This window comes from Psychromonas sp. CD1 (genome assembly GCF_002239585.1).
Taxonomy (GTDB): Bacteria; Pseudomonadota; Gammaproteobacteria; order Enterobacterales; family Psychromonadaceae; genus Psychromonas.
Genome location: NZ_NDFH01000003.1, coordinates 542,560 through 566,793, shown reverse-complemented (window position 1 = coordinate 566,793; position 24,234 = coordinate 542,560). Strand labels below are relative to the sequence as shown.

Annotated in this window: 13 protein-coding genes and 2 pseudogenes; 9 read left to right on the top strand and 6 right to left on the bottom strand. The window is 37.5% G+C overall.

The window, feature by feature from the left end; genetic code table 11:
* Positions 1-117: 117 nt before the first annotated feature.
* A complete protein-coding gene (locus tag B8W84_RS04010; protein ID WP_094752022.1) occupies positions 118-1,860 on the top strand; it encodes a DEAD/DEAH box helicase in 1,743 nt (580 codons plus the stop codon).
* A 77-nt stretch (positions 1,861-1,937) separates the two neighbouring features.
* Here B8W84_RS04010 and B8W84_RS04005 read toward each other — a convergent pair whose 3' ends face one another.
* A complete protein-coding gene (locus tag B8W84_RS04005; protein WP_094752021.1) occupies positions 1,938-2,789 on the bottom strand; it encodes a DUF3014 domain-containing protein in 852 nt (283 codons plus the stop codon).
* Positions 2,790-3,191: 402 nt separating this feature from the next.
* Here B8W84_RS04005 and B8W84_RS04000 point away from each other — a divergent pair, with 402 nt between their 5' ends.
* Both B8W84_RS04000 and tdh read left to right on the top strand, forming a co-directional pair.
* Positions 3,192-4,385 carry a glycine C-acetyltransferase gene (locus B8W84_RS04000; protein WP_094752020.1) on the top strand — a complete coding sequence of 398 codons (1,194 nt, stop codon included), beginning with the start codon at positions 3,192-3,194 and terminating at the stop codon, positions 4,383-4,385.
* An 8-nt stretch (positions 4,386-4,393) separates the two neighbouring features.
* Entirely contained in the window at positions 4,394-5,428 is a 1,035-nt protein-coding gene (gene tdh, locus B8W84_RS03995; RefSeq protein WP_094752019.1) for an L-threonine 3-dehydrogenase, read from the top strand.
* A gap of 87 nt (positions 5,429-5,515) precedes the next feature.
* Here the strand turns inward: tdh and B8W84_RS03990 are convergent, their stop codons facing one another.
* The 3 genes from B8W84_RS03990 to cysZ form a co-directional block, all read right to left on the bottom strand.
* A complete protein-coding gene (locus tag B8W84_RS03990) occupies positions 5,516-6,127 on the bottom strand; it encodes a YhgN family NAAT transporter (RefSeq protein ID WP_094752018.1) in 612 nt (203 codons plus the stop codon).
* Between the two features lie 550 nt (positions 6,128-6,677).
* On the bottom strand, positions 6,678-8,579 hold the full coding sequence (locus B8W84_RS03985) for an acyl-CoA dehydrogenase family protein (RefSeq protein WP_094752017.1): 1,902 nt from the start codon (positions 8,577-8,579) through the stop codon (positions 6,678-6,680).
* A 134-nt stretch (positions 8,580-8,713) separates the two neighbouring features.
* Entirely contained in the window at positions 8,714-9,475 is a 762-nt protein-coding gene (gene cysZ / locus B8W84_RS03980; protein ID WP_094752016.1) for a sulfate transporter CysZ, read from the bottom strand.
* Between the two features lie 150 nt (positions 9,476-9,625).
* Here cysZ and zipA point away from each other — a divergent pair, with 150 nt between their 5' ends.
* Positions 9,626-10,567, top strand: a complete 942-nt coding sequence (gene zipA / locus B8W84_RS03975) for a cell division protein ZipA (protein WP_094752015.1) — start codon at positions 9,626-9,628, stop codon at positions 10,565-10,567.
* Positions 10,568-10,656: 89 nt separating this feature from the next.
* Here zipA and ligA read toward each other — a convergent pair.
* Positions 10,657-11,913 (bottom strand): annotated as a pseudogene (gene ligA / locus B8W84_RS03970) (NAD-dependent DNA ligase LigA); the annotation flags it as partial.
* Between the two features lie 94 nt (positions 11,914-12,007).
* Here ligA and B8W84_RS03965 point away from each other — a divergent pair.
* The 5 genes and pseudogenes from B8W84_RS03965 to B8W84_RS03945 form a co-directional block, all read left to right on the top strand.
* Positions 12,008-14,128 (top strand): PfaB family protein, encoded by a 2,121-nt coding sequence (locus B8W84_RS03965; RefSeq protein ID WP_094752014.1) that lies wholly within the window; start codon positions 12,008-12,010, stop codon positions 14,126-14,128.
* Between the two features lie 78 nt (positions 14,129-14,206).
* Positions 14,207-17,218, top strand: coding sequence for a beta-ketoacyl synthase N-terminal-like domain-containing protein (locus tag B8W84_RS03960; RefSeq protein WP_094752013.1), 3,012 nt, complete (start codon positions 14,207-14,209; stop codon positions 17,216-17,218).
* 9 nt (positions 17,219-17,227) lie between these two features.
* Positions 17,228-18,820, top strand: coding sequence for a PfaD family polyunsaturated fatty acid/polyketide biosynthesis protein (locus B8W84_RS03955; protein WP_094752012.1), 1,593 nt, complete (start codon positions 17,228-17,230; stop codon positions 18,818-18,820).
* A gap of 135 nt (positions 18,821-18,955) precedes the next feature.
* Positions 18,956-19,456: a VF530 family DNA-binding protein gene (locus B8W84_RS03950; protein ID WP_094752011.1), complete on the top strand. Its 501-nt coding sequence runs from the start codon at positions 18,956-18,958 to the stop codon at positions 19,454-19,456.
* Between the two features lie 67 nt (positions 19,457-19,523).
* A pseudogene (locus B8W84_RS03945) lies at positions 19,524-20,628 on the top strand (peptidase U32 family protein); the annotation flags it as partial.
* Between the two features lie 118 nt (positions 20,629-20,746).
* Here B8W84_RS03945 and mfd read toward each other — a convergent pair.
* Positions 20,747-24,223, bottom strand: a complete 3,477-nt coding sequence (gene mfd, locus B8W84_RS03940; protein ID WP_094752010.1) for a transcription-repair coupling factor — start codon at positions 24,221-24,223, stop codon at positions 20,747-20,749.
* Between the last annotated feature and the right edge of the window lie 11 nt (positions 24,224-24,234).

Genomic DNA, 24,234 nt, shown 5'->3' with positions numbered 1-24,234 from the left:
TAAAGACGTATTATTTATCGAATAAAAGTACAATATAGTATAATGTTTTATATTTTATAGGCTTAAATAAGAGATGCATATAACGTCACTTCGTTACGGAATGGATATTTACTCACAATGTATATACTAAGATCCTATCAGCGCGATAGCGTGCAAGCCACACTCCATTATTTTCGTAAAAATAGTACGCCTGCGGTGCTTGCTCTTTCAACGGGGGCTGGGAAAAGTTTAATCATCGCCGAACTCGCCCGGTTAGCAAAGGGACGAGTGTTAGTGCTGGCGCATGTCAAAGAACTCGTACAACAAAACCATGCTAAATATGAAAGTTATGCGTTAAAAGCCGCCATTTTTTCTGCTGGATTAGGTCGAAAAGAAACAGATAAACAGGTGGTATTTGCATCGGTACAATCAATGGTTAATAGTTTGGATCAGTTTACGGAGCAATTCACTTTACTGGTGATAGATGAGTGTCATCGCGTCCCGTTAGACGAAGACAGCGCTTATCAGCGCGTAATAAACAATCTTAAACAGCGTAACCCTAATTTAAAAGTGTTAGGTTTGACGGCAACACCATATCGATTGGGGCTAGGTTGGATCTATCAATATCACACCCGTGGACAAGTTCGCTCTACTGAAAAACGTTTCTTTCGTGATTGTATTTTTGATTTGCCTATCCGTTTTTTGCTAGAAGAGAAATATTTGACACCACCTAAAGTATTAGATATGGCGATTATGGGGTATGATTTTTCAGGTTTACAACACTCATTATCTGGACATTACCAAGAACAAGATTTAAATGTCGTCATAAAGAAAGCAACACGGGTGACACCACAAATTATAAAACAAGTCATACAGTATAGCGAAGATCGTAAAGGCGTGATGATATTTGCCTCAACGGTGGCGCACGCACAAGAAATAATGACTTATTTAGAGGCACAAAATGCAGCGTTAATTCTTGGCGATACTCAAGAGCATGAGCGAGATCGTATTATTCGTGATTTTAAAGCACAAAAAATCAAATATATGGTTAATGTTTCCGTTTTAACCACTGGATTTGATGCGCCTCATGTTGATTTAATTGCGATTTTACGACCGACCGCTTCGCTAAGTCTGTACCAGCAAATTGTAGGGCGAGGTTTACGTTTATTTGCGGGAAAAAAAGAATGCCTAGTGCTTGAATATGCGGGTAATCATTATGATTTATATCAGCCCGAAGTCGGGGAACCAAAGCCGAATAGTGATAGTGAAATAGTCTCTATTCCATGTCCTGCTTGCTCTTTTAAAAATAACTTTTGGGCTAAAGTTGATGAGGCAGGATTCGTCATTGAGCATTATGGGCGAAAATGTCAAGGTTACTCTGAAGATGAACAGGGTCATCGTACTCTTTGTGGTTATTGGTTTCGTGCAAAGATATGTGAGATGTGTGCTTGCGCTAATGATATCGCTGCGCGACGGTGTTCGGAGTGTGCACATGTACTTGTTGATCCAGATAAGAAGTTACGTGATGCTCTAAATTTAAAAGATGCGATGTTATTAACTTGCGTTGATATGCATTTAAAAGCAGGAAAAAATAGATATGGCAAAGCGCAATTACAGATAACTTATATTGGAGAAGATAATACATCGCTTAATGAAACATGGCAATTAGGTACGAAGTGCCAGAAAAAAGATTTTTTAACTCGTTTTATTGCCCCACATCTAATTGATAGGCATCGTGAATTTAAAGATACAGCCCCGACTAAAATCATTAAATATCAGCATCGTTTACGCCATCCTGAGATGATCATTGCTAAAAAAGAAGGGCGTTTTTGGAAGATCCGCGATAAATTGTTTGATCTTGATTTTTACAAAAAAAAATGAAAAGCATTTTATAAGCACTTTTCATTTTAATGTGTATATAGGAGCCAGAGCAAAAAATATTGTATTAGACTGTTTTTTTATGATTTGTCTAATATTTTCTGTATGTCTCTTAATTTATTTTTGATCTTTATTGTGTTTTTTGGGCCCATTCTAATCAATAGTTTTTGTGTCGCAGGTAATGTTTCTAAGTCATCGTCCGCGAAGCGATACATGACTGATGGCGAAACCAATTCAATTGAATCTTCAATAATCGGTGTTTGTAATACATTTTCAATGGCAAGGGATAATATTGTATTAAAACTTTGCTGGTTATAGCTAATGTCACTATATGCTTTATCGAATAGGGGCTGTAATTTTTTATATTCTTGCATTATTAAGGTCGTATCGATGTTTGCAATAATATCGGCATATATATTATAACGTTGGTAGCTTTTGGGATTCAGATATAAATTATGGTTTTGTTTTTCAACTAAAAAACGTTGTTTGGGTGCTTTAAAATTACTAAATTGAGTGAGTAGAACACCTTGTGAAAAATTATCAACAAATACGACAAAATTACGTACAATATCTGTTTTAATCAATAACTTTTCTTGTTCGATATTTTTAAATAGAGATTGACTATTTTGAATGAGTAAAGGATCTGAGTTGTCCAGTTCTGGCAGTACGGGTGTTTTTTTTATTTGTACTGTTTTGACAATGGATGGTTTGTTGTTGGTTACTATCCTCCGAGTGCTACGTTTTACCTCTTGAACAATGATAGAAGCATTTTTTTTGTGTGTGTCAATCGCTATCGGTTTGTTTTTTTCTTTTTGCACAGGAAGTTGATTAGAATAATACGTGTAACCGCCAAGAGCAACGCAGAGCGCGGCCAAAATAATAACTATATTAGTTGTAATTGTACCATAATGATTTTTTTTTATATTTACCATGATAAACCCTTTAATATTTTTATCTGTTACGATTTCTTCTACTCTTTATAGCTTATAGCGTATGTAATGATCAATCTATTTTGCTCTTATCTGCTTGTATTGAAGCAAATAATCACATTATTAGAGTCGTTTTTTGTTTTTTGGCGAAGGTACTCTATCTCTCACACAGAAAATTTAGAATGTTAGGATCCGTTCTTTTATTGTGTACCTTCTTATTTTTATATTTGTTAACCTTTTCTTGCTATTAAAGCTTAAAGTAATGGCCAAATAAGGCGTTTAAGATATAAAAACATTTTATGCGAGTATTTGTTTGCTAGAGTGTCTACCGTATAGGCAATGTAAATTTGCCAAATCGAATTATTTTACAAAACACTATTTTCTATTGTTATTTAAGGGTTATTTATGTCTCAAAAATTTTATCAACAAATCAAGGCCCAATTAGAGCAAGTGCAAGCTGAAGGATTATATAAATCAGAACGTTTAATTAGCTCTGCACAAAATGCGAATGTGACATTAGAGGGCGGGATAAACGTCCTTAATTTTTGTGCTAATAACTATTTAGGATTAGCAAATCATCCCACACTTATTAATGCTGCAAAACAAGGCTTAGATAAACAAGGGTTTGGTATGGCGTCCGTGCGTTTCATTTGTGGCACTCAAGATAAGCATAAAGAGCTAGAAGCCAAACTTGCCACTTTTTTAGGTAAAGAAGATGCCATACTTTACACTTCTTGTTTTGATGCTAATACGGGGTTATTTGAAACATTATTAGATGCACAAGATGCCATTATTTCCGATGCATTAAATCATGCTTCTATAATTGATGGCGTACGTTTGTGTAAAGCGCAACGTTTTCGCTATGCGAATAATGATATGCAAGCATTAGAGAAACAATTACAAGCAGCGGATGAATCGGGCGCTCGGCATAAATTGATTGTTACAGATGGTGTATTTTCAATGGATGGTATTGTTGCTAATTTACCTGATATTTGTGATTTGGCCGATAAATATAACGCATTAGTGATGGTTGATGATTCACATGCCGTGGGTTTTATGGGTGATAATGGTCGCGGTACGCCTGAATACCATAATGTAATGCATCGTGTTGATATTATTACAGGTACATTAGGTAAGGCGCTAGGAGGAGCTTCAGGTGGATATACTGTGGCTAAAAAAGAGGTTATAGACTGGTTACGTCAGCGTTCACGTCCTTATCTTTTTTCTAATTCTTTAGCTCCCTCGATTGTAAGCGCCTCTATTGCAGTAATCGAATTAATGGCGAATAGTGCCTCTTTACGTCAGAAATTACGAGAAAATTCGAGTCAATTTCGTCAGCGTATGAGTGCTGCTGGCTTTACGTTGGCCGGGCAAGATCATGCTATTATTCCTATTATGTTGGGTGATGCAAAAATAGCGGCCGAATTTGCTCAACGAGCATTACAAAAAGGTATTTTTGTTGTGGCTTTCTCTTTCCCTGTTGTGCCGAAAGGGCAAGCGCGGATCCGTACACAAATGTCTGCCGCACATACACAAGAGCACTTAGATAAAGCCATTACAGCTTTTATTGAAGTGGGTAAAGAGATGAACTTAATTTAGAGAATATTATGAAAATTAAAGCACTATCAAAATTAAAAGCTGAAGTTGGTATCTGGATGTGTGACGTTGAGAAACCACAACCCGGACATAATGATCTGCTTATTAAAATACGAAAAACAGCGATTTGTGGAACAGATATACATATTTATAATTGGGACGAATGGTCACAAAAAACGATCCCTGTGCCGATGGTCATTGGCCATGAATATGTCGGAGAAATTGTCGCAATGGGTCAAGAAGTTCGTGGCTATGAGATTGGAGATAGAGTCTCAGGTGAAGGACATATTACTTGTGGAGCTTGTCGTAATTGTCGAGCAGGACGCACTCATTTATGTCGTAATACTGTTGGTGTTGGTGTTAATCGTACAGGGGCTTTTGCGCAATATTTAGTGATCCCTGCTTTTAATGCCTTTAAAATACCCGATGATATTTCTGATAATTTAGCAGCAATTTTTGACCCTTTTGGTAATGCTGTACATAGTGCACTTTCTTTTGATTTGGTGGGTGAAGATGTACTCATTACTGGTGCTGGCCCTATTGGTATTATGGCAGCAGCTGTCGCGAAACATGTTGGTGCGCGACATGTTGTGATCACTGATATTAATGAATATCGTCTTGATTTGGCGAGGAAAATGGGCGTAACGCGCGCGGTTAATGTACAGCATGAGAAACTTGAAGATGTGATGAAAGAATTGAACATGACTGAAGGTTTTGATGTGGGTTTAGAAATGTCGGGAGTACCCGTTGCATTTAATACCATGCTAAAAAACTTAAATCATGGCGCAAAAGTGGCGTTATTGGGTATTCCGCCTTCTGACATGAAGGTTGATTGGAATATGATAATATTTAAAGGATTGATAATAAAAGGTATTTACGGAAGAGAAATGTTTGAAACTTGGTATAAAATGGGGAGTTTATTACAATCGGGTTTAGATATAAATGCCATGATCACGCATGTTTATCCCATTGATGAATTTCAAAAAGGTTTTGATATGATGCGCTCTGGTTTATCAGGGAAAGTTATATTAGATTGGACAAAATAAAAGAGACTGAATCGTTATATTTTTTATTAACAATCAAAAAAGCCCGATTAATCGGGCTTTTTTGCACGTCGACATCGAGCCTATTTTTTAATGGAACGTTGGCAGTAAACCGCGTACACCATCAATAAACATTTGCACTGATAAGATAAGCAGTAACATACCCATTAATTTTTCTAATGCATTTAAGCCTTTATCGCCTAAAATTTTGTACAAATTAGGGGAGAAGAAAAGGACTAAAAATGTCGCGCCCCAAGCTATCAGTAAAGAGATTAATAAATCGCCTACATGATTAGGGTTGGTTTTTGCTAAGACTAATAAAGTTGCTAAGGCGGCGGGGCCTGCAATCATGGGAATGGCAATAGGTACAATAAGGGGTTCACTATTATCTTTTTTAGAAAAAATATTTTCATTGTTAGGATCGGGAAATATCATTTTAAAAGAAATACTAAAAAATATTATACCACCTGCAATAGTGATGGCTTGTGTATCGAGATGGAAAACACTTAAAAATTGTTCACCGAAAAACAAAAAAATCATTAAAATAGATAAACCAATGAATAATTCTCGTATGATTATTTTAGATCGTTGTTTTTTCTCTGTTCTTTTTAAAATACTGAGCAGTAATGGAATATTACCAAAAGGATCTAAGATAAAAAAGATCAAAATAGCAGTTGAAATAATAGGAAATGAACTTTCCATTGTCAGTGTCCTTTTTTGTGATTACCTCTAGAAAAACAAATATATTATCAAGTCGACCTTATTGGGGTACCAAGTAAATATTATACGCAGGATAATTAATAAATGATGCTATCCACTAGTGATATTTTAGACCGTTAATAATGAGATGTCTATCGCAAATATGTGATTTTTTTTATTTATTTTTAGGATGTAAAAGTATTGTCAATGCACCTTAAGTGTTGATAAATAGGGCTGTAGTTGGGTTTTAATCCATATGATTTCTATTTGTCTATTCGTTTTAATTGTAAAGTCTCTTCGAAAAGTCAAGGTAAGCATTAACCCTACTTAGATTAATATTTGTGTGTAAAGCGATGTTTTATTAATTTTATTATGTGGTGATCAATATAGATTTAATTGATGTTAACGGTAAGTGAAGTGGCTTTGTTTTGATTTTTTTTGTTATGAGTAAAATCAAAACGGTTATTAATCTGCCCACCTTTATACGTGCAATCTGTTGAGGCAGAGTATGTACGATAGGTGGGCTGTGAATATTATCTAATTTGTTTTCTTATTAATTATTATCCCAAATAATTCCTTCTTCAAGCCATTCCATTTTTCCATTTAATATACTTTTGGCTAATTTATTTTCTTTTTCGTCATCATTATCATGTAGATCTAAAAAAAGTCGATTTATTTTACGTCTCGCATTCAAACAAAAGACATCCGCAAGATATTGGGGGCTTAAATCACGACTGTTTTCCTGATGTTTAAGTTGAGCAAAAGAGCATGTCGCACTAATTGCAAATAACTCGGTACCAATTTCCATTAATCGGCCTAAAACATGCTGTTTACTCTCTAATTTTTCTTGATAATAACCAATATAATAAAAAATCGTTCGCGCGAGTTTATGACTGGTATATTCAACATAACGGATGTGTTTGCTTAGTTTCCCTAATTCATGATGCGTTGAAAAGTGTGAACTATTTAACCACTGTTTAGAGTACCAACTCGCATAAAAAGTTGCTAGCTTTAGTCCCGCCTCAATTTTTTTGTTAGTGTCTTCTTGTTTTTTAAGGGCTTTTGTCACATTTATTAGATGTGGATCCATCGCTTCTCTGGCGAGAAATAGCTTCATAATATCGCTAGTGCCTTCTATAATGCGATTAATCCGACAGTCACGCATGAGTCGTTCAATAGGATAGGCTTTTTCACCTCGTGCTTTCAATGAGCTGGCTTTTTCGTAACCCCGCCCACCTCGAAGTTGCATGGTTTCATCAATGACTCGCCATGAAAGTTCGGAGCAAAATAGTTTTGCCATGGCGGCTTCAATGCGTAAATCAAGATTGGCATCATCGGCCATATGAGATGTTAAGGATGTGATAGCTTCCATGGCAAACGTGCTACTCGCAATAAAAGCTATTTTTTTAGCGCCGGCTTCATGTTGACCAATTGAGCGACCCCATTGTACGCGTTCATTACCCCATTCACGGGCAACTGCAAGGCAGTATTTCGCCATCCCAGTAGCCGCAGCTGGTAATGTTAAACGACCTGTATTTAATGTTGCTAAGGCAATTTTTAAGCCTTTACCTTCACCAAGAATAAGGTTTTCAACCGGAACTTTAACATTCGTAAATTTGAGTAAACCGTTTTCAATGCCTCGGATCCCCATAAAATCACAACGATGTAATATTTCTATACCGGGATATTCTCTTTCTACAATAAATGCGCTTATCTGTTGTATTTTTTCTCCCGAGCTTAATACTTTATCTTTTGTTTTAGCCATCACAACAATAACATCTGCTATCAAACCATTAGTGCACCAGAGTTTTAAACCGTTAATGAGGTAATGTTTGCCATCTTCTGTCAACGTCGCAGTGGTTTCCATTTTAGCAGGATCTGATCCGACTTCAGGCTCAGTCAATGCAAAGGCAGATATTTTACCTTGTATAAATAAGGGCAAGTATTTGTCTTTTTGAGCTTGGGTTCCAAATAATTTCAAAGGTTGTGGCAGACCTATGGATTGATGCGCGCTGAGTAAAACGGCCGTACTACCGCAATAGGCAGAAATAGTTAACATTACTCGATTATAATTGACTTGTGATAGTCCAAGGCCATTGTGTTCTTTAGATATTTTCATGGCAAATAACCCTAAGTCAACTAAGCCTTGTATTACTTTGTCGGGGATTTTTTGCGTTGCATCGACTTGCTCTGCATCCAAGTTTTTACTTAGAAATTCTGAAACTTTAGCAACTAGTTTATCTCCAATCTCTTTTTCCGAAGCACTTTGTGTGGGAAATGGGAAAATAAGATCTTTTTTAAACGATCCCATAAATAATTGCCCAGCAAAACTATTAATACAATCTTTACTATCTCTAGCCGCTTCTGTTAAGCGCATTGCGGCTGCTTGTTCACTGTTCATCTTAGAAGTATCTATTGTTGAGATGTCGTCGTCATGCTCTTGTTGATTGTGCATATTATCTCCTGGGTGTAAATATAAAAATTACCATGCTAGGTGCCATGTGAATTACACCGAATCGGTCTTGTTAGACTTTACGATTTTAAAAAAGATATGTTGAGATATCTCGTTAATTTAATTCGTGTATTGATTTATTTTTTCGAAAGTTCTTTCTTATAGATATCAACCCAAAAAGCGGTGGCACCACAAATAGCAATAGGCATAATGATAAAGTTAAAAATAGGCAACGTAGTAAAAAAACTTACCAACATTCCGAATGTTAAGTTTTTACCGAAGTGTTGAGCCAATGACTTTTGCATTTGTTTAAAAGATATTTTGTGGTTGTCAAAAGGGAAATCTGCATATTGTATTACCATCATCCAACTTGCAAAAATAAACCAAATTAAAGGTGCAATAACAGGACCAAAGGCAGGAATAAAAAAAAGCAGGGCGCAAAAAACTAAGCGCGGTAAAAAATAAGCCCATTTCTGTAATTCGCGTTTAAAGATACGAGGTAAATCTTGTATTAATTCTTTTAAACCACCATTGTCAACTTCTTGTCCTGTTAATAATTGCTCCGTTTTCTCGGCTAATAAGCCATTAAAAGGTGCAGCAATAAAATTGCTGACACTAGAAAATACAAAAGAAAAAGAAAAGAGAATAGACACGATTAAAAAAGGCCAAATAATATAAGAAAGCCAGTTTAAAAAATCGGGGAGTTCTGCAATATACCGGTCAATCCATTGCATTATCGCACTAAAAAGAAACCAAAAAGCGCTAGAAAAAATAAGTAGATTAATGAATAAAGGAATCAAAACGAATAAACGTAGCTTAGGATGGCTTAATAATTTTAGGCCTTGTAGTAAATAACCCACCCCTGAGAGTGGTTGTTTTAGAATTGAGTTGTGTAACATAAATCTCTCTTTTAAAGGTCAATGAAGGATATTTTAGCGTGTTTAGCTTAACAGATAACAGTTTTTTAATAAAAATCTGTTAATTATTGGACGATGTGTGTATTTCAAGGTAATTTACTTATAATTCCCTAATAAAAGAGCAAATTTATTATGCAACATTTTCAGTCTATTTTAATTGTTATCGGATTAGTCGCAATTTCAGGTGTTTTGGTCCATGGATATTTATTAGGGCGCAAAGAGAAAAAAAGTATCAATCACTTTGAAATCGAAGCTGATTCATTAAATGAAGACAATATGTTCCATAATGATGAACGGATGCTAAACGTTGATAACGTTCCATTTTTAAATAAAGAAAATGATTTTAATGACACGGTTGATATTGATTTTTCGGGGGTGTTAAATCCAGAGGAAGATAAACAAACAGAAGGCATCATTAATGATGTGATTTTTGAAAAAGTTATATCTACCGTTGAAAAGGTAGAAACGTCTTTGGGTGAGGTCGAAAAAGAGTTAGATGACAAGCAAGAAGATGTATTCTGCAGTACAGAAAAAACATTACCAATTGACCAACAACAAGTAGACGTTTCAGAGAAAGATACGGAGACGTGTGAAGAAACCCTTATCAGCGATGAAAATTCACAATCAGAGATAGAGTTAAAAAACGAAGAAGAAGAGATATCTAAAGATGATATATTCATCTTTAATGTTGTTGCCAAAGAAGGACGTAGATTACATGGACATGCACTATTACAATTCTTTTTAACGTCGGGTTTTCGTTTTGGTGAAATGTCTCTTTTTCATCGACATCAACATTCTGATGGCACGGGTCCCATTCTTTTTAGTATTGCGAATATGATGTTGCCAGGCACATTTGATCCGATAAATATGAAGCAATTTGATTGTTCTGGTGTTTCTTTTTTCCTAAGTGCTCCCAATACAGAGATAAGTATAAAAGAGGCTTTTGATATGATGCTTATTGCAGTGGAACAAATGGCGGATGAATTTGATTGTATCGTGCTAAATGCAGAACGAGAAAAATTAACCGAGGCGGAGTTTAGAAACTATCATAAGCGTTTAGCACATTACTTATAAAATGCTTGTTGTAAATATGCTAAAATAGTTTTTTAAACCTCATTTTCGAGGTTTTTTTTTGTTAAGATTGGGTTGTGTATGATAGTCGTCTCACCCTCAATACGTTCAAGTGTACTTGCACATACTGGGCAAACAATAGGAAAATGAATTTCACGAGTCTGTGTATGTTTACGTTTTCCTATTAATATGCGCACAATTTGAGGAATTACATCTCCGGCTCGGCGCACAACAACCTGATCGCCGATTAAAATACCTAACCGCGATATTTCATCTCGGTTATGTAATGTAGCATTAGAAACCGTCACACCGCCAACAAAAACAGGTTTCAATTTGGCAACTGGTGTAATAGCACCTGTTCTGCCCACCTGAAATTCTACATTTTCAATCGTTGTTATTGCCTCTTCCGCCGCAAACTTATAAGCACTCGCCCAGCGAGGGGCTCGAGCAATAAACCCTAATTTTTCTTGTAAATCTATATCGTCGACTTTATAAACAACACCATCAATGGCATAACGTAAACTTGCTCGTTTTTGCTTAATATTGGCATAATACGCAAGGCAAGCTTCAATACCCTCTACACATGAAATTTCACTTGAAACCGGTAATCCCCAGCCTTTTAACTGCTGCATTCGCGTAAACTGTGAATTGGCAAGTTGCCCTTCAAAAACACCCACCGCATAACAATAGAAAGCTAATGGACGACTTGCCGCAATCTTAGAATCCAATTGACGTAAACTTCCAGCCGCTGCATTACGTGGGTTCACAAATGGTTTTTCGCCTTTGGCATTTAATCTTGCATTTAGTTGATCAAATCCAATTTGAGGCATCACAACCTCACCTCGCACTTCTAGCCGTTGAGGGATATTCTCCCCTCTTAATTTTAACGGTACGTTAGCGATAGTTTTTACATTTTCAGTGACATTCTCACCAGTGCGCCCATCACCTCGCGTTGCCGCTTGTATTAACAAACCGTCTTCATAAATAATACTCACGGCTAAACCGTCTAATTTTGGTTCAATACAAAAAGCGATATTAATGCTTTGGCTTTTATCCGTCGCACGTTTTATAAAAACCTGTAAAGCATCGCTGTCAAACATATTATCTAAACTTAACATCGGCTTTTCGTGTACGACCTGTTCAAATTTAGAAAGTGGTTGGCCTCCGACTTTTTGCGTGGGTGAATTAGCATGTATAAACTGAGGATGGCTCTCTTCTAATTTTTTTAATTGTTGAAAAACAATATCATATTCAGCATCCGAAATACGGGGATCATCTAACACATAATATTGATAATTATACTCTTCTAATTGTTTCGTGAGCTTCTTTATCTCTAATGCAACAGTCATACACAACCCAATTTTAACAAAAAAAAACCTCGAAAATGAGGTTTAAAAAACTATTTTAGCATATTTACAACAAGCATTTTATAAGTAATGTGTTATGAATTCGTTAAATAAGGCTCTGTTACGTGCGACGGCTATTACGCAAGAAGCTGATGTTGCTGTTTTATTAATAGCATCTTCTTGCATTGCTCAGGAAGTCATTGATGCGCCTGCTAATATTAGTTTTGCGACAGATTTTAGTCATTATGCAAACCGTCAAGGAGGTGCTTGTTTGTTATTAGCGAGTGCTAATTTTGTGCAAGCACGACAATATATTTGTTATGCCACGCTCAATAATATGGCTTGGGGTGAAAATACGAAGATAGCTGAGATTGTTAGTACATCATTGCAATATAGTGATTTAAAAAGTGCAGATATATGTACGCTTGAAGTTTCGGCCTGTGCGCAACATAGTCTTCGAGAGAAAGAACAACTAGGTCTATTGCAGGCCTATCGTAGTCCGCAGAAGATGCAGACTGTTATCAGTTGTCAAAAAAGCGTTTTGGGTGAAAATGGGGCCTTATCCCAGCTTATGGCTTTGGTACATAGTGTACTTTCTTTGTATCAACGTTATCGACCCGCCGTTGCGGATTGGACCGCACCAACGGGGCAGTTATTAGCATTATGGCAAGACTCACCGTTTTATTTTTTGGCAAAAGCCGCTTCCGTTTTTAGTGCTACAGGCGCTAAAGTGCGTAGTAATGCATTGAGTTTGTTAGATGCTCAGCAATATACGCATCTAATTGTTAATGCCTATGAAGATGGCTTAGTACATCCGAATGGATTTAATGCTTGTTCGGTAAATCGGTTATTTATATTAAGTGCAAATAATATTGATTCGTTAATACAAAAATTAGATCTATTAACGGTACCCGTTACATTTAATGCATTATCTTGCGCTTTATACGAGGCATATAAATTAAAAAAACAGTGTTATACATTGGTTTTAATTGCGGACTCTGAGGCACAATTAGAGAGCGAAAAAATATTAGCGTTAAAAGGGATACGCCAAGCATTTACTAACAACTGCACGTGGACAACACCAAAAGGGAGTTGTTTTTTTAGTCAGCCAAATAGAGACGCAAAAGTAGCGTTCTTATTTCCAGGTATTGGCGCGTCTTATCTCGGAATGGGGCAAATGATTTTTCAGATGTTTCCAGATATTTATCCTCAGATATGCAAATTATCTAAAGATATTGGTGCATCACTCAAAGATACGCATTTAAACCCGCGCACTCTTTGCGCATTAAATAGCGCAGAGCTCAATGCCCTAGAGCTTAAGTTTCGCCACGATTTAGCGAATATAGCTGAATGCGGAGTAGGCTATGCATGTGTTTTCACTGCTGTTTTTGAACTTGTTTTTAAGCTAAAAGCGGATAACGCCTGTGGCTACAGTATGGGGGAGGTAAGTATGTTTGCCGCCTTAGGTTGTTGGCAAAATCCGGGTGATATGAGTGAGCGTTTAGCACATTCTGACACCTTTAATCATCAATTGTCTCATGAATTATATAGCGTACGGAAATATTGGGAATTAATAGATACAGAGGAGCACAAAGCAAAAGAAATATGGGAAACCTATGCGATAAAAGGTACGTTTAAGCAAGTTAACGCAGCGCTTAAAGATACCGAGCGTGTTTATATTACAATTATTAATACGTCTAATAATTTATTAATAGCCGGATATCCTGAGCATTGTTTGGCTTTATGCCAGCGTTTAGGGGTCCGTGCGATTGCCCTTAACATTGGCAATGCTCTGCACTGTGCCCCCGCTTATTTAGAATACAATAATATGCTAGCCCTCTACGCTATGCCGGTTAGGCCACGTATTCATACCAAAATGTTATCTAGCTCTTGTTATTTACCTATCCCACAGCATCAACAAGCTATTGCCGTGAGCATTGCTAAATGCTTGTGTGATCCTGTTGATTTTCCTCGATTAATTAATACGTTAGCGAAGGATAAAGTGAGAGTTTATATTGAAATGGGTGCTGGGCGCTCTTTATCTGGATGGACGGATAAAATTTTAAAAGGGCAATTAGATTCTGCGCATGTCAGTGTACCTATAAATGTAAAAGGTATGGATCAGAGTCTGAGTTTATTACGCGCCTTAGCTAAGCTATTAAGTTTTGGTGTGGAAATTAATATAGAGTGTTTTTTTAGTGGATCACTTATTAAATAAATAAAAAAGAAATGCGATTATGTATGTGTCATAGAGGTGATATATACGGTGGCATTTCTGTTATCAAAGAGAGAATGTATGGAAAACATAGCCATTGTGGGTATTGCCAATCTTTTCCCAGGATCGAGTCAACCGGATGAGTTTTGGACCCAGTTATTAAATAAACAAGATCTACGGACAAAGATAACCGAACAAGAAATGGGTGTCGATCCAATGCAATATTTTGGTCAGCAAGGAGATGTTGACAAATTTTATTGTCTTTATGGTGGTTATATTCGAAACTTTAACTTTGATGTTTCAGTCTTTAAACATCCTGATTTTGATGAAAATTATTTAATGAGTCTTGATGAGCTCAATAAGTGGGCTCTATACGTCACCTATCAAGCATTACAAAATGCAGGGTATTGGGGAAGTGCTTGTTTACAAAAATGTGGTTTGATCTTAGGTAATTTATCTTTTCCAACTCGTTCCTCAAATCATCTTTTTTTACCTTTTTATCATCATATTGTTGAGCAAGCATTACAACATGTAACACAGAGTTCGTTACGACTGAAAAATTTCAGTACACCGAGAAAGATCGAGGCAGATAATGGGTTAGTTGCTGGTTACCCCTCAGCATTGTTGGCTAAAATAGCGGGTATTGGTGGCGCGCATTTTTCCTTAGATGCGGCCTGTGCATCATCTTGTTATAGTTTAAAGTTGGCGTGTGATATGTTGCATACTGGCGAAGTCGATATGATGCTCGCAGGAGCAGTTTCTGCAGCAGATCCTATGTTTGTTAATATGGGTTTTTCTATTTTCCATGCGTTTCCTGATAATGATATACACGCTCCCTTCGATAGTGCTTCAAAAGGATTATTTGCAGGCGAAGGCGCAGGTATGATGGTTTTAAAACGACACAGTGATGCATTGCGAGATGGAGATACAATCCATGCCGTTATTAAAGGAGGCGCGTTATCTAACGATGGTAAAGGTGAGTTTATATTAAGTCCAAGTAGTAAGGGACAGGTACTTGCCTATCACCGTGCGTATGCGGATGCAGATGTGTCACCAAGTGATGTTGGTTATATTGAATGTCATACGACAGGTACCCCTAAAGGCGATAAAGTTGAATTAAATTCAATGGAAACATTTTTTTCTTTATATCAGAACAAACCTTTTTTAGGCTCTGCTAAATCAAATTTAGGGCATTTATTAACGGCAGCGGGTATGCCGGGGATGATCAAAGCTATTTATGCGCTTAATGAAGGTCAAATTCCAGCAACAATTAGTTTAAAGAATGCCATAAAAACCAAACAAGGTTATTTAACTCAAGCGCAAATGCCGACAGAAACTGTTGTTTGGGAAACCTCTGAAAATAAGCCACGTATTGCGGGAGTTAGTGTATTTGGATTTGGTGGCAGTAATGCACATTTAGTTTTAGAAGGTGCGAACGCACCTTCTATTACAAATTTTAAGCGACCAGAGCCCCGTAGATTAATGAGTATTGTAGGAATGGACTGTTTACTTACAGGGATAAACTCGCTAGTACAATTTGATGCTTTGTTGAAAAACAATAAGAATACATTCACAGACTTACCTCTTAATCGTTGGAAAGGCATACAAAATAATGCGAATGTTATGCGTACTTTGGGTCTTGGGAAAGTTCCTCGTGGAGGCTATATAGAGAAGTTTGATATTGATTTTTTACGTTTTAAAGTGCCACCTAATGCCCAAGACTGTTTGATTCCACAACAGTTAATGATGATGAAAGTCGCAGATAATGCAGCAAGAGATGCAAATTTAAAAGAAGGTACGAATGTTGCGGTATTAGTGGCAATGGGTATGGAATTAGAAATGCATCAATATCGTGGGCGAGTAAATTTAAGCACGCAAATTAGACAAAGTTTGCAAGAGCAGGGCATAGACTTAACAGCAGAACAACAAGAAGAGTTGATTAATATCGCGAAAGAAAGTATTGCCTCTCCTGCGCAGTTAAACCAATATACAAGTTTTATTGGTAATTTAATGGCCTCACGTATTGCCGCTCTTTGGGATTTCTCGGGTCCTGCTTTTACCGTTTCAAGTGAAGAAAATTCTGTTTATCGTTGTGTACAAATAGCGCAAAGTTTATTTGCAACCTCAGATGTCGAAGCGGTAATTATTGCCAGTGTTGATTTAGCGGGATCTTTTGAAAACATTAGTTTACGTCAGCGTTATGGGCCGGTTAGTGAATCTGCCATCAGCCACTCTGATCCGTTACTCAATAAAGAGTGGTTGATTGGTGAAGGTGCGGGGGCAATTGTATTACAACGAAGTCACGCACAAGATATGCGTTACGCACAGATTGACGCACTCAGTTTTGCCACAGGCAGTGATGCTCAGGCGATTAAAGATGCCAGTTATAAAGCATGTCAATTAGCACAGATAAAATGTGCAGATATTGATTATGTTGAAGCTTTTGCAAGTGGTTTTGATTTAGATAATAAAGCGGAAATAAAAGCATTTGCACATCTTTACCCTAAAGTTAAAATTGATAGTATTAAACGTCAAATAGGGCATTTATTTAATGCCTCAGGTATGTTTAGTTTAATAAAATCAGCTTTATTAGTGAATGCAAAAGAGATAAAATGTGTGGCTATTAATGGGCTTGGTAAGGATATGAGTTGCGCTCATTTACTTATGTCTAGTGCCCAACCTGAACGGAAAATCAAATATATTACGACGCCAGAACGCGCATTTTCGTTAGTTAAACCTATTTATTTAGGGGGCGTGGATATTAAGCAAACAATATTAAATGCGCCTGTTAAGAATGTATTTAAACGTATTAAAACACAATTACAAAATAAACCGGCCGGAACGCTTTCTAATGGCATTAATCTTAGTCCGTTAAAGATATTTAAAGATACGTCCGTACTCGTTGCGCCCCTCATTTCATTGGAAGCCACTATGAAGCCGCCAGTAAAAACTAAAATAAGTAGTGAAATTCATCAACAAGCGCAAGCACAGCAAGTATTTCTACGTGCTCGCCAAGTCGCAGAACAACAAATTGCCATATTAATAAAATTACAGATCAAAAATAAAATATATAGGCATAGCCTCAATAATTAAAGGAAAACCATGGCTGTTTTAAAATTACAAGAGTCGCGTATTGACTGGGCTTGGAAAGTTAAAAGTAAAGATGTTAAAACTCAAATGTTAGACGTAAAAGAGGTGTTAATGTGTTTACATAAACCCATATATATGGCGCAGGTAGGCACTGTTTTTGGCGTGGCGCAAGAAACATCTCAAGTTGGAGATAAGCCTGTGCAAGCATTTGCACAGGCTTTACAGGCAATAGATTTAGGCGATCCTGAATTTAAAAAACAACATAATGTAAAATATGCTTATCATGGTGGTGCTATGGCAAATGGAATTGCCTCGGTAGAGCTTGTTGTGGCTCTAGGTAAAGCCGGCATGCTTTGCTCTTTTGGGGCGGCAGGTTTAGTACCGAAAGTGATTGAAGATTCAATCTTACGTATTCAAGCTCAATTGCCGGATGGGCCGTATGCGGTCAATTTAATTCATGCTCCTACGGAAGAAGCACTGGAGCGTGGGGCGGTACAAACGTTTTTGAAATTGGGAGTTGAAACGGTTGAAGCGTCGGCTTATTTAAGTTTAACCGAACATATTGTTTGGTTTCGGGTCGCAGGCCTCAGTGAAAACCCAGATGGTAGCATCCGCATAAAAAATAAGGTTATTGCGAAAGTATCACGCACTGAAGTCGCGCGTCATTTTATGCAACCTGCACCTCAAAAATTATTAGATAAGTTATTGGAGCAAGGAAAAATAACGCCATTACAAGCAAAGCTTGCTTTACAAGTTCCAATGGCCGATGACATTAGCGCAGAGGCAGACTCTGGAGGGCATACGGATAATCGTCCGTTTTTAACTTTGTTACCGACGATTATTGCCTTACGCGATGAAATACAAGCGCAATATCAATATGCCACCACGCTACGGGTTGGAGCGGGTGGGGGAATTGGCACCCCAGAGGCCGCTTTAGCTGCTTTTAATATGGGAGCCGCTTACATTGTTCTAGGTTCTGTGAACCAAGCATGTGTAGAGGCCGGGGCTTCCGAGCATACGCGTAAATTATTGGCTCAGGTTGAAATGGCGGATGTTACAATGGCACCTGCTGCTGACATGTTTGAAATGGGAGTTAAATTACAAGTCGTGAAACGAGGTTCAATGTTTGCGATGCGTGCTAATAAATTGTATGAACTTTATGTTAATTACAATAGCATTGACGAGATTCCGAGTGCTCAGCGGGAGCAAATTGAGAAACAAATATTTAGACAAAGCTTAGAAAGTGTTTGGCAAATAACCCAAACTTTTTTTGCTGCACGTGATGCCGATATGTTAGCGCGAGCGATGCAAAATCCAAAACGGAAAATGGCTTTAATATTTCGTTGGTATCTAGGGCTTTCATCTCGTTGGTCTAATGAGGGAGAAAAAGGGCGAGAAATGGATTATCAAATTTGGGCAGGTCCTAGTTTGGGGGCTTTTAATCAATGGGTAAAAGGTACTTACTTAGCTGATTATCGACAACGAAAAGCTGTAGATGTTGCCTTGCATCTTCTTAATGGTGCTGCGTACTTACAACGTATCAATCAGTTGAAGTTACAAGGTGTGCAGTTACAAATAGATTTGCAAAAATATAGTGTGAGTTAGGATGCTATAGTGGCCGTTTTTGGTTAGACTACGCATCTTGTTTACATATCTGTCGAGATGTAAGTATGTAAACAAGGTATGTTAACGCTTCATTTTTTTAAAAAGTGAAGCGTCGTTTTATGTCTAGGATAAATAATGAATATCGAAGAACAAAAAAATAATCCATTACATGGTTTAAAGACGGAAGTTTTACTCAGTGAATTGGTCGAATATTATGGCTGGAAAATACTATATACTGCGATGCGTTTTCACTGTTTTAAAGTAAACCCTACTATAGAAGGAAGTTTAACTTTTTTAAAAAACACACAATGGGCTCGCGTAAAAATAGAAAACTTTTATTTATCACGTTTTAAACGTATGCCTCGACCATTGGATTATGAATTGGATTTGTTACCACGTGAACGGGGTTTTTCTGTGCATATTGTGCCACGCTCGCCAATGGAATTGACCATAGAATCTATTGAACTTTCACAAGCAAAAGCGGCCTCTGCACATCAGCAACATAGCCAATTAAAGCGGCAACAACATCAATCAGAACGCATGGGAAACACACGTCCCCAAGATAGGCGCGCGAATAAAACGAAAGAGTCTCAAAATGAAGCGCCCTATGATCCAAGTAATCCATGGAATAAATGATCCTTTCAATCGCGCAATGATGCAGGTAAACTCGCATCCAAATTGAATGCGATTGAGTGAGTTAAAAATGAGTAATAAAATTGAGTTATTAGCGCCTGGTGGTGATATTGATGCCATTAAAGCGGCTATTATTGCTGGGGCAAACGCCATTTATTGTGGCTTAGATATGTTTAATGCACGTAATCGTGCCACTAATATCTCATTTGATGCATTACAAGGGATTATCCGTCTTGCTCACAAATTTGATTGTGAGGTTTTTTTAACGCTTAATATTGTGATATTAGAGCATGAGATTAAAGGCGTTGTTAAATTATTAAATAAATTAGTTAATACGCGTATTGATGGCATTATTGTGCAAGATTTAGGTGTTTTTAATTTAGTAAAAAAATATTTTCCAAGTTTATTGATACATGCTTCAACACAATTGACCTCGCATAATGAAGGTCAAATATTATTTTTGGCCAAAATTGGGGCCAGTCGAGTAAATTTATCGCGCGAACTAAATTTAGGTGAAATAAAAAGCTTAACGCGTTTAGCGCATGATGTAGATGTTTTAACTGAAGTTTTTGTGCATGGCGCTTTATGTGTTGCATTTTCAGGACAATGTTATTCAAGTTCGGTAAGTGTGGGTAATTCAGGTAATCGAGGTCGTTGTAGTCAAGCGTGTCGAGATGAATATGAGTTGACGGCTGCTGGAAATAGATATCCTTTAAATTTAAAAGATAATTCTGCTTATTTTGATTTACCCGAGTTAGTGGATGCGGGCGTTGATTCTTTAAAAATAGAGGGACGCATCAAGGGTGCGCAATATGTTTATACGGTTGTAGATAGCTGGCGGAAACAGATTGATAAATTTGTCAGTACGGGCCAATTAATTACGGATAATAGTGCTCTTTATAAAGTTTTTAATCGTAATTTTACCAATTCTTTTCTACAAGGTAAGTTGACTAAAAACATGTTTATTGATGATCCGCGCGATCATAGTTTTAAACACGCAAATGAACAAGACAACGCGATATCAATCGTGCAGATTCAAGAAGTACAAACAAAATTAGCACAGCAAAAAAATGTGATCAGTGCCGATGTGGCTGAAAAAATAAAGTATTTGAGTATTGAAAAACCATTATTAAGCCTATGTTTCTCAGGTGGATTAAATCAACCTTTGAAGATAACCATTGTTTTTTCGGGCCAATCGTATCAAGTTTTTTCTACTAGCCTATTACAAAAAGCATCCGATGCGCCTGTTAATGCGTCCGTATTAGAAAAACGTTTTAAGTCTTTCGTACCGGGTTATTTTAGCAAGTGTTCAACAAAACGGTGTAATAACTGAGTGATCCAGTTAATGCGTTGCTGTGTATCTTCGAGTTGGTGTGTAAATTTTAGTTTTGTCGGCCCTTCTAGTTTAAAGGTATTTGCTTGTGTTTGCAGTAAAGAAACTAAGAACATGGGATCGACTTTGGTATTTTGGGTAAAAATAATATTGCCACCCTTGGCGTGTGCATCAAGGCGTTTTATGCCTAATTTATTACACAGTTGTTTCATTTGGGTGATATGAATAAGATTTTTAGTGATTGCAGGCAGTAAACCGAAACGATCAATGAGTTCGATTTGGAGCTCTTTTAACTGATGTTTATCTTTGCTGTTGGCAATACGCTTATATAAAGACAAGCGTGTATTAACATCCATAATATAATCACTGGGGATCAACGCCGGAATGCGTAACTCGACATCCGCTTGGCTTGACAATAATTGCTCTAGCGTTGTTTCTTGACCATTTTGTAATGCGTTAACGGCTTGATCAAGCATTTCCATATATAAGTTATAACCAATACTTGAAATTTGTCCCGATTGTTCATCGCCTAAGAGTTCGCCCGCGCCACGTATTTCTAAATCGTGGGTTGCCAGCGTAAAGCCTGCACCTAAGGTATTTAAAGAGGAGATAGCATCCAGACGTTTTTTAGCATCTTTGCTCATTAATTTTCGCGTTGGTGTTAATAAATAGGCATAAGCTTGATGGTGCGAGCGCCCCACACGGCCTCGCAATTGGTGTAATTGTGCAAGCCCTAGATGATCCGCTCTATTAATGATGATGGTATTGGCACTGGGAATATCAATACCCGTTTCAATGATAGTGGTACATACCAGTACATTTTGACGTTGATGATAAAAATCACTCATAATGCGTTCGAGTTGATGCTCATTCATTTGTCCGTGCGCCACAGACACTTTGGCGCTAGGCACTAAGGCTTCAATGTCGGCCGCCGCTTTATTAATGGTTTCAACATTATTATGCAAGAAATAAACTTGCCCACCACGCATGATCTCACGCGTGATAGCATCACTTATCAGTGCATCTGTTTTTTGCTCTACAAAGGTTTTAACCGCTAAGCGTTTAGAGGGCGGTGTTGCAATGATAGAAAGGTCGCGCATGCCATTCATGGACATATTTAAGGTCCGTGGAATAGGGGTTGCGGTGAGCGTTAAAATATCAATTTGGGCGCGCAGCGCTTTAATTTTTTCTTTTTGGCGCACTCCAAAACGATGCTCTTCATCAATGATCAATAAGCCAAGATCGGCATAAACAACAGTGCTACTGAGTAGTTTATGCGTACCAATTAAGATATCAATCTTACCTTCTTGTAACTCCAATAATATTTGTTTTTGCTCTTTTGCACTTTTAAAACGCGATAGCACTTCAACGCGTACCGGCCAACTTGCAAAGCGATCTTTAAAATTCTCATAATGTTGCTGCGCGAGTAACGTTGTGGGCACAAGGATAGCGACTTGGCGCGTGTTATCTACGGCAAGGAAGGTGGCGCGCATGGCAACTTCTGTTTTACCAAAGCCTACATCACCACAGATAAGTCTATCCATCGGTTGGCGGCTACACATATCGTTAAGCACGGCATTGATAGCATTACTTTGGTCCGGCGTCTCTTCAAACGGGAAAGCTTGTTTAAACAGGGCATAATTGTTTTTATTGAGTGTATATTTAAAGCCAATCTTAGCGGCGCGCTGCGCGTAGATATCAAGTAACTCGGCTGCCACATCACGGACGCGTTCAGCGGCTTTTTGTTTGGATTTTTGCCATGTTTCGGTGCCCAGTTTACTGAGTTTGATGTTTTCGACATCGTGCCCACTGTAGCGACTGATAAGTTGTAATGCACTGACTGGCACATAGAGTTTATCGCCACGTAAATATTCAAGGGCAACAAATTCGGTGATCGCACCGGCGCTTTCAATATTTTGTAACCCTAAATAGCGGCCGATACCATAATCAATATGTACCACAGGCTGACCTATTTTAAGCTCTTCTAGGTTACGTAAAATATGTTCGCTGCTGTAGTTCTCATCATGATGATCCGTGTTGCCACGACGCTGCGTTATTTTAAAGCCCAGAAGTTCATTTTCAGTAATAAACGCGATTTTTTTATGCGCTAAAATAAAACTGTTTTCAATACAACTGATGATGATAGCTATCTGTTTTTTGCTTTTAATAAACGCAGAGAAATTATCACAAGACGCGATTTTAATTTTTAACGGGGCTAATAATTCAAGTAAAGATTGTTGACGGCCCACAGATTCAACACTAAAGACAATGCGCCCATCAAAATCGCTAATAAACTGACGAATAGCAGATAAGGGATCTTTTAATTTAGTGTTTACCTGTACATCAGGTAATAAGGAGACATAGAAATTTGTGCGTCCTGCTTTTACTTGGCAGGGCGTATTTTGTAAATAATAGCGGGGCCATGCATTTAATAATTCAAAACATTGCTCATGACGTAAATACAGCGCATTAGGCTCAAGTAATGGGCGGTGCAAGTCGACACTGCGATCGATATAACGTTTTTCTAAACCAACCCAAAAATCTAAGGTCGCTTGATTAATGTCGCCACTGATAAGCAGCGTTGACTCTTTCGGGAAGTAATCAAAAAGGGTGGCGGTACGTTCAAAAAAAAGAGGCAAGTAATACTCAATGCCCGCAGGTAAATTCGTTTGGGATATGTCGCTAAAAATAGAGCCTTTTCCTTGACTGGAAGGCGATTTAAACTTTCTAGTAAATTTTTCTTTAAAGCATTGAATTGCCTTGTCATCGGTGCAAAATTCATGAGCTGGTAGTAGTTTTATTTCTTTAACTACACCTAACGAGCGTTGGGTTTCTCTATCAAAAGTACGTATTGAGTCTATTTCATCATCAAAAAAATCAATACGGTAAGGTTGCGTTGCACCCATTGGGAAAATATCTAATAGCGATCCTCGAGCACAAAATTCACCATGTTCCAGGACTTTTTCAACTGCGTAATAACCTGAACTTTCTAAGTTAGCTCGTAAGGATTGTAATTCAATATTGTCACCGGTTTTTACAATCAAAGCATGTTTTTTGAAGTAACTCGGTGGAGCAAGACGAAGCAGTAATGTGGTGATAGGAACAATTAAAATGCCTTTTTTTAGTGCAGGAAGTCGATATAGCGTTTCAATTCGTGTTGAGACAATATCTTGGTGAGGTGAGAAATGATCGTAAGGTAATGTTTCCCAATCAGGGAAATTTATAATTTCAATTTCATCTTCAAGAAAATAGTGGAGTTCTTTTTTTAATTTCAATGCATTCGGTGTGTCATTCACAATCAATATAAGCGGGTTTTGTTGTTGTTTACTTAATTCACTGATCGCGAGTGTCGAGGATGCACCTTGTAAATTAGCCAGTAATAATCGGTTTTTTCTTTTTTTTTGTGTTGGAAAATCAAACAGAGTAGATTGGGTCATCCAGGTCTGGG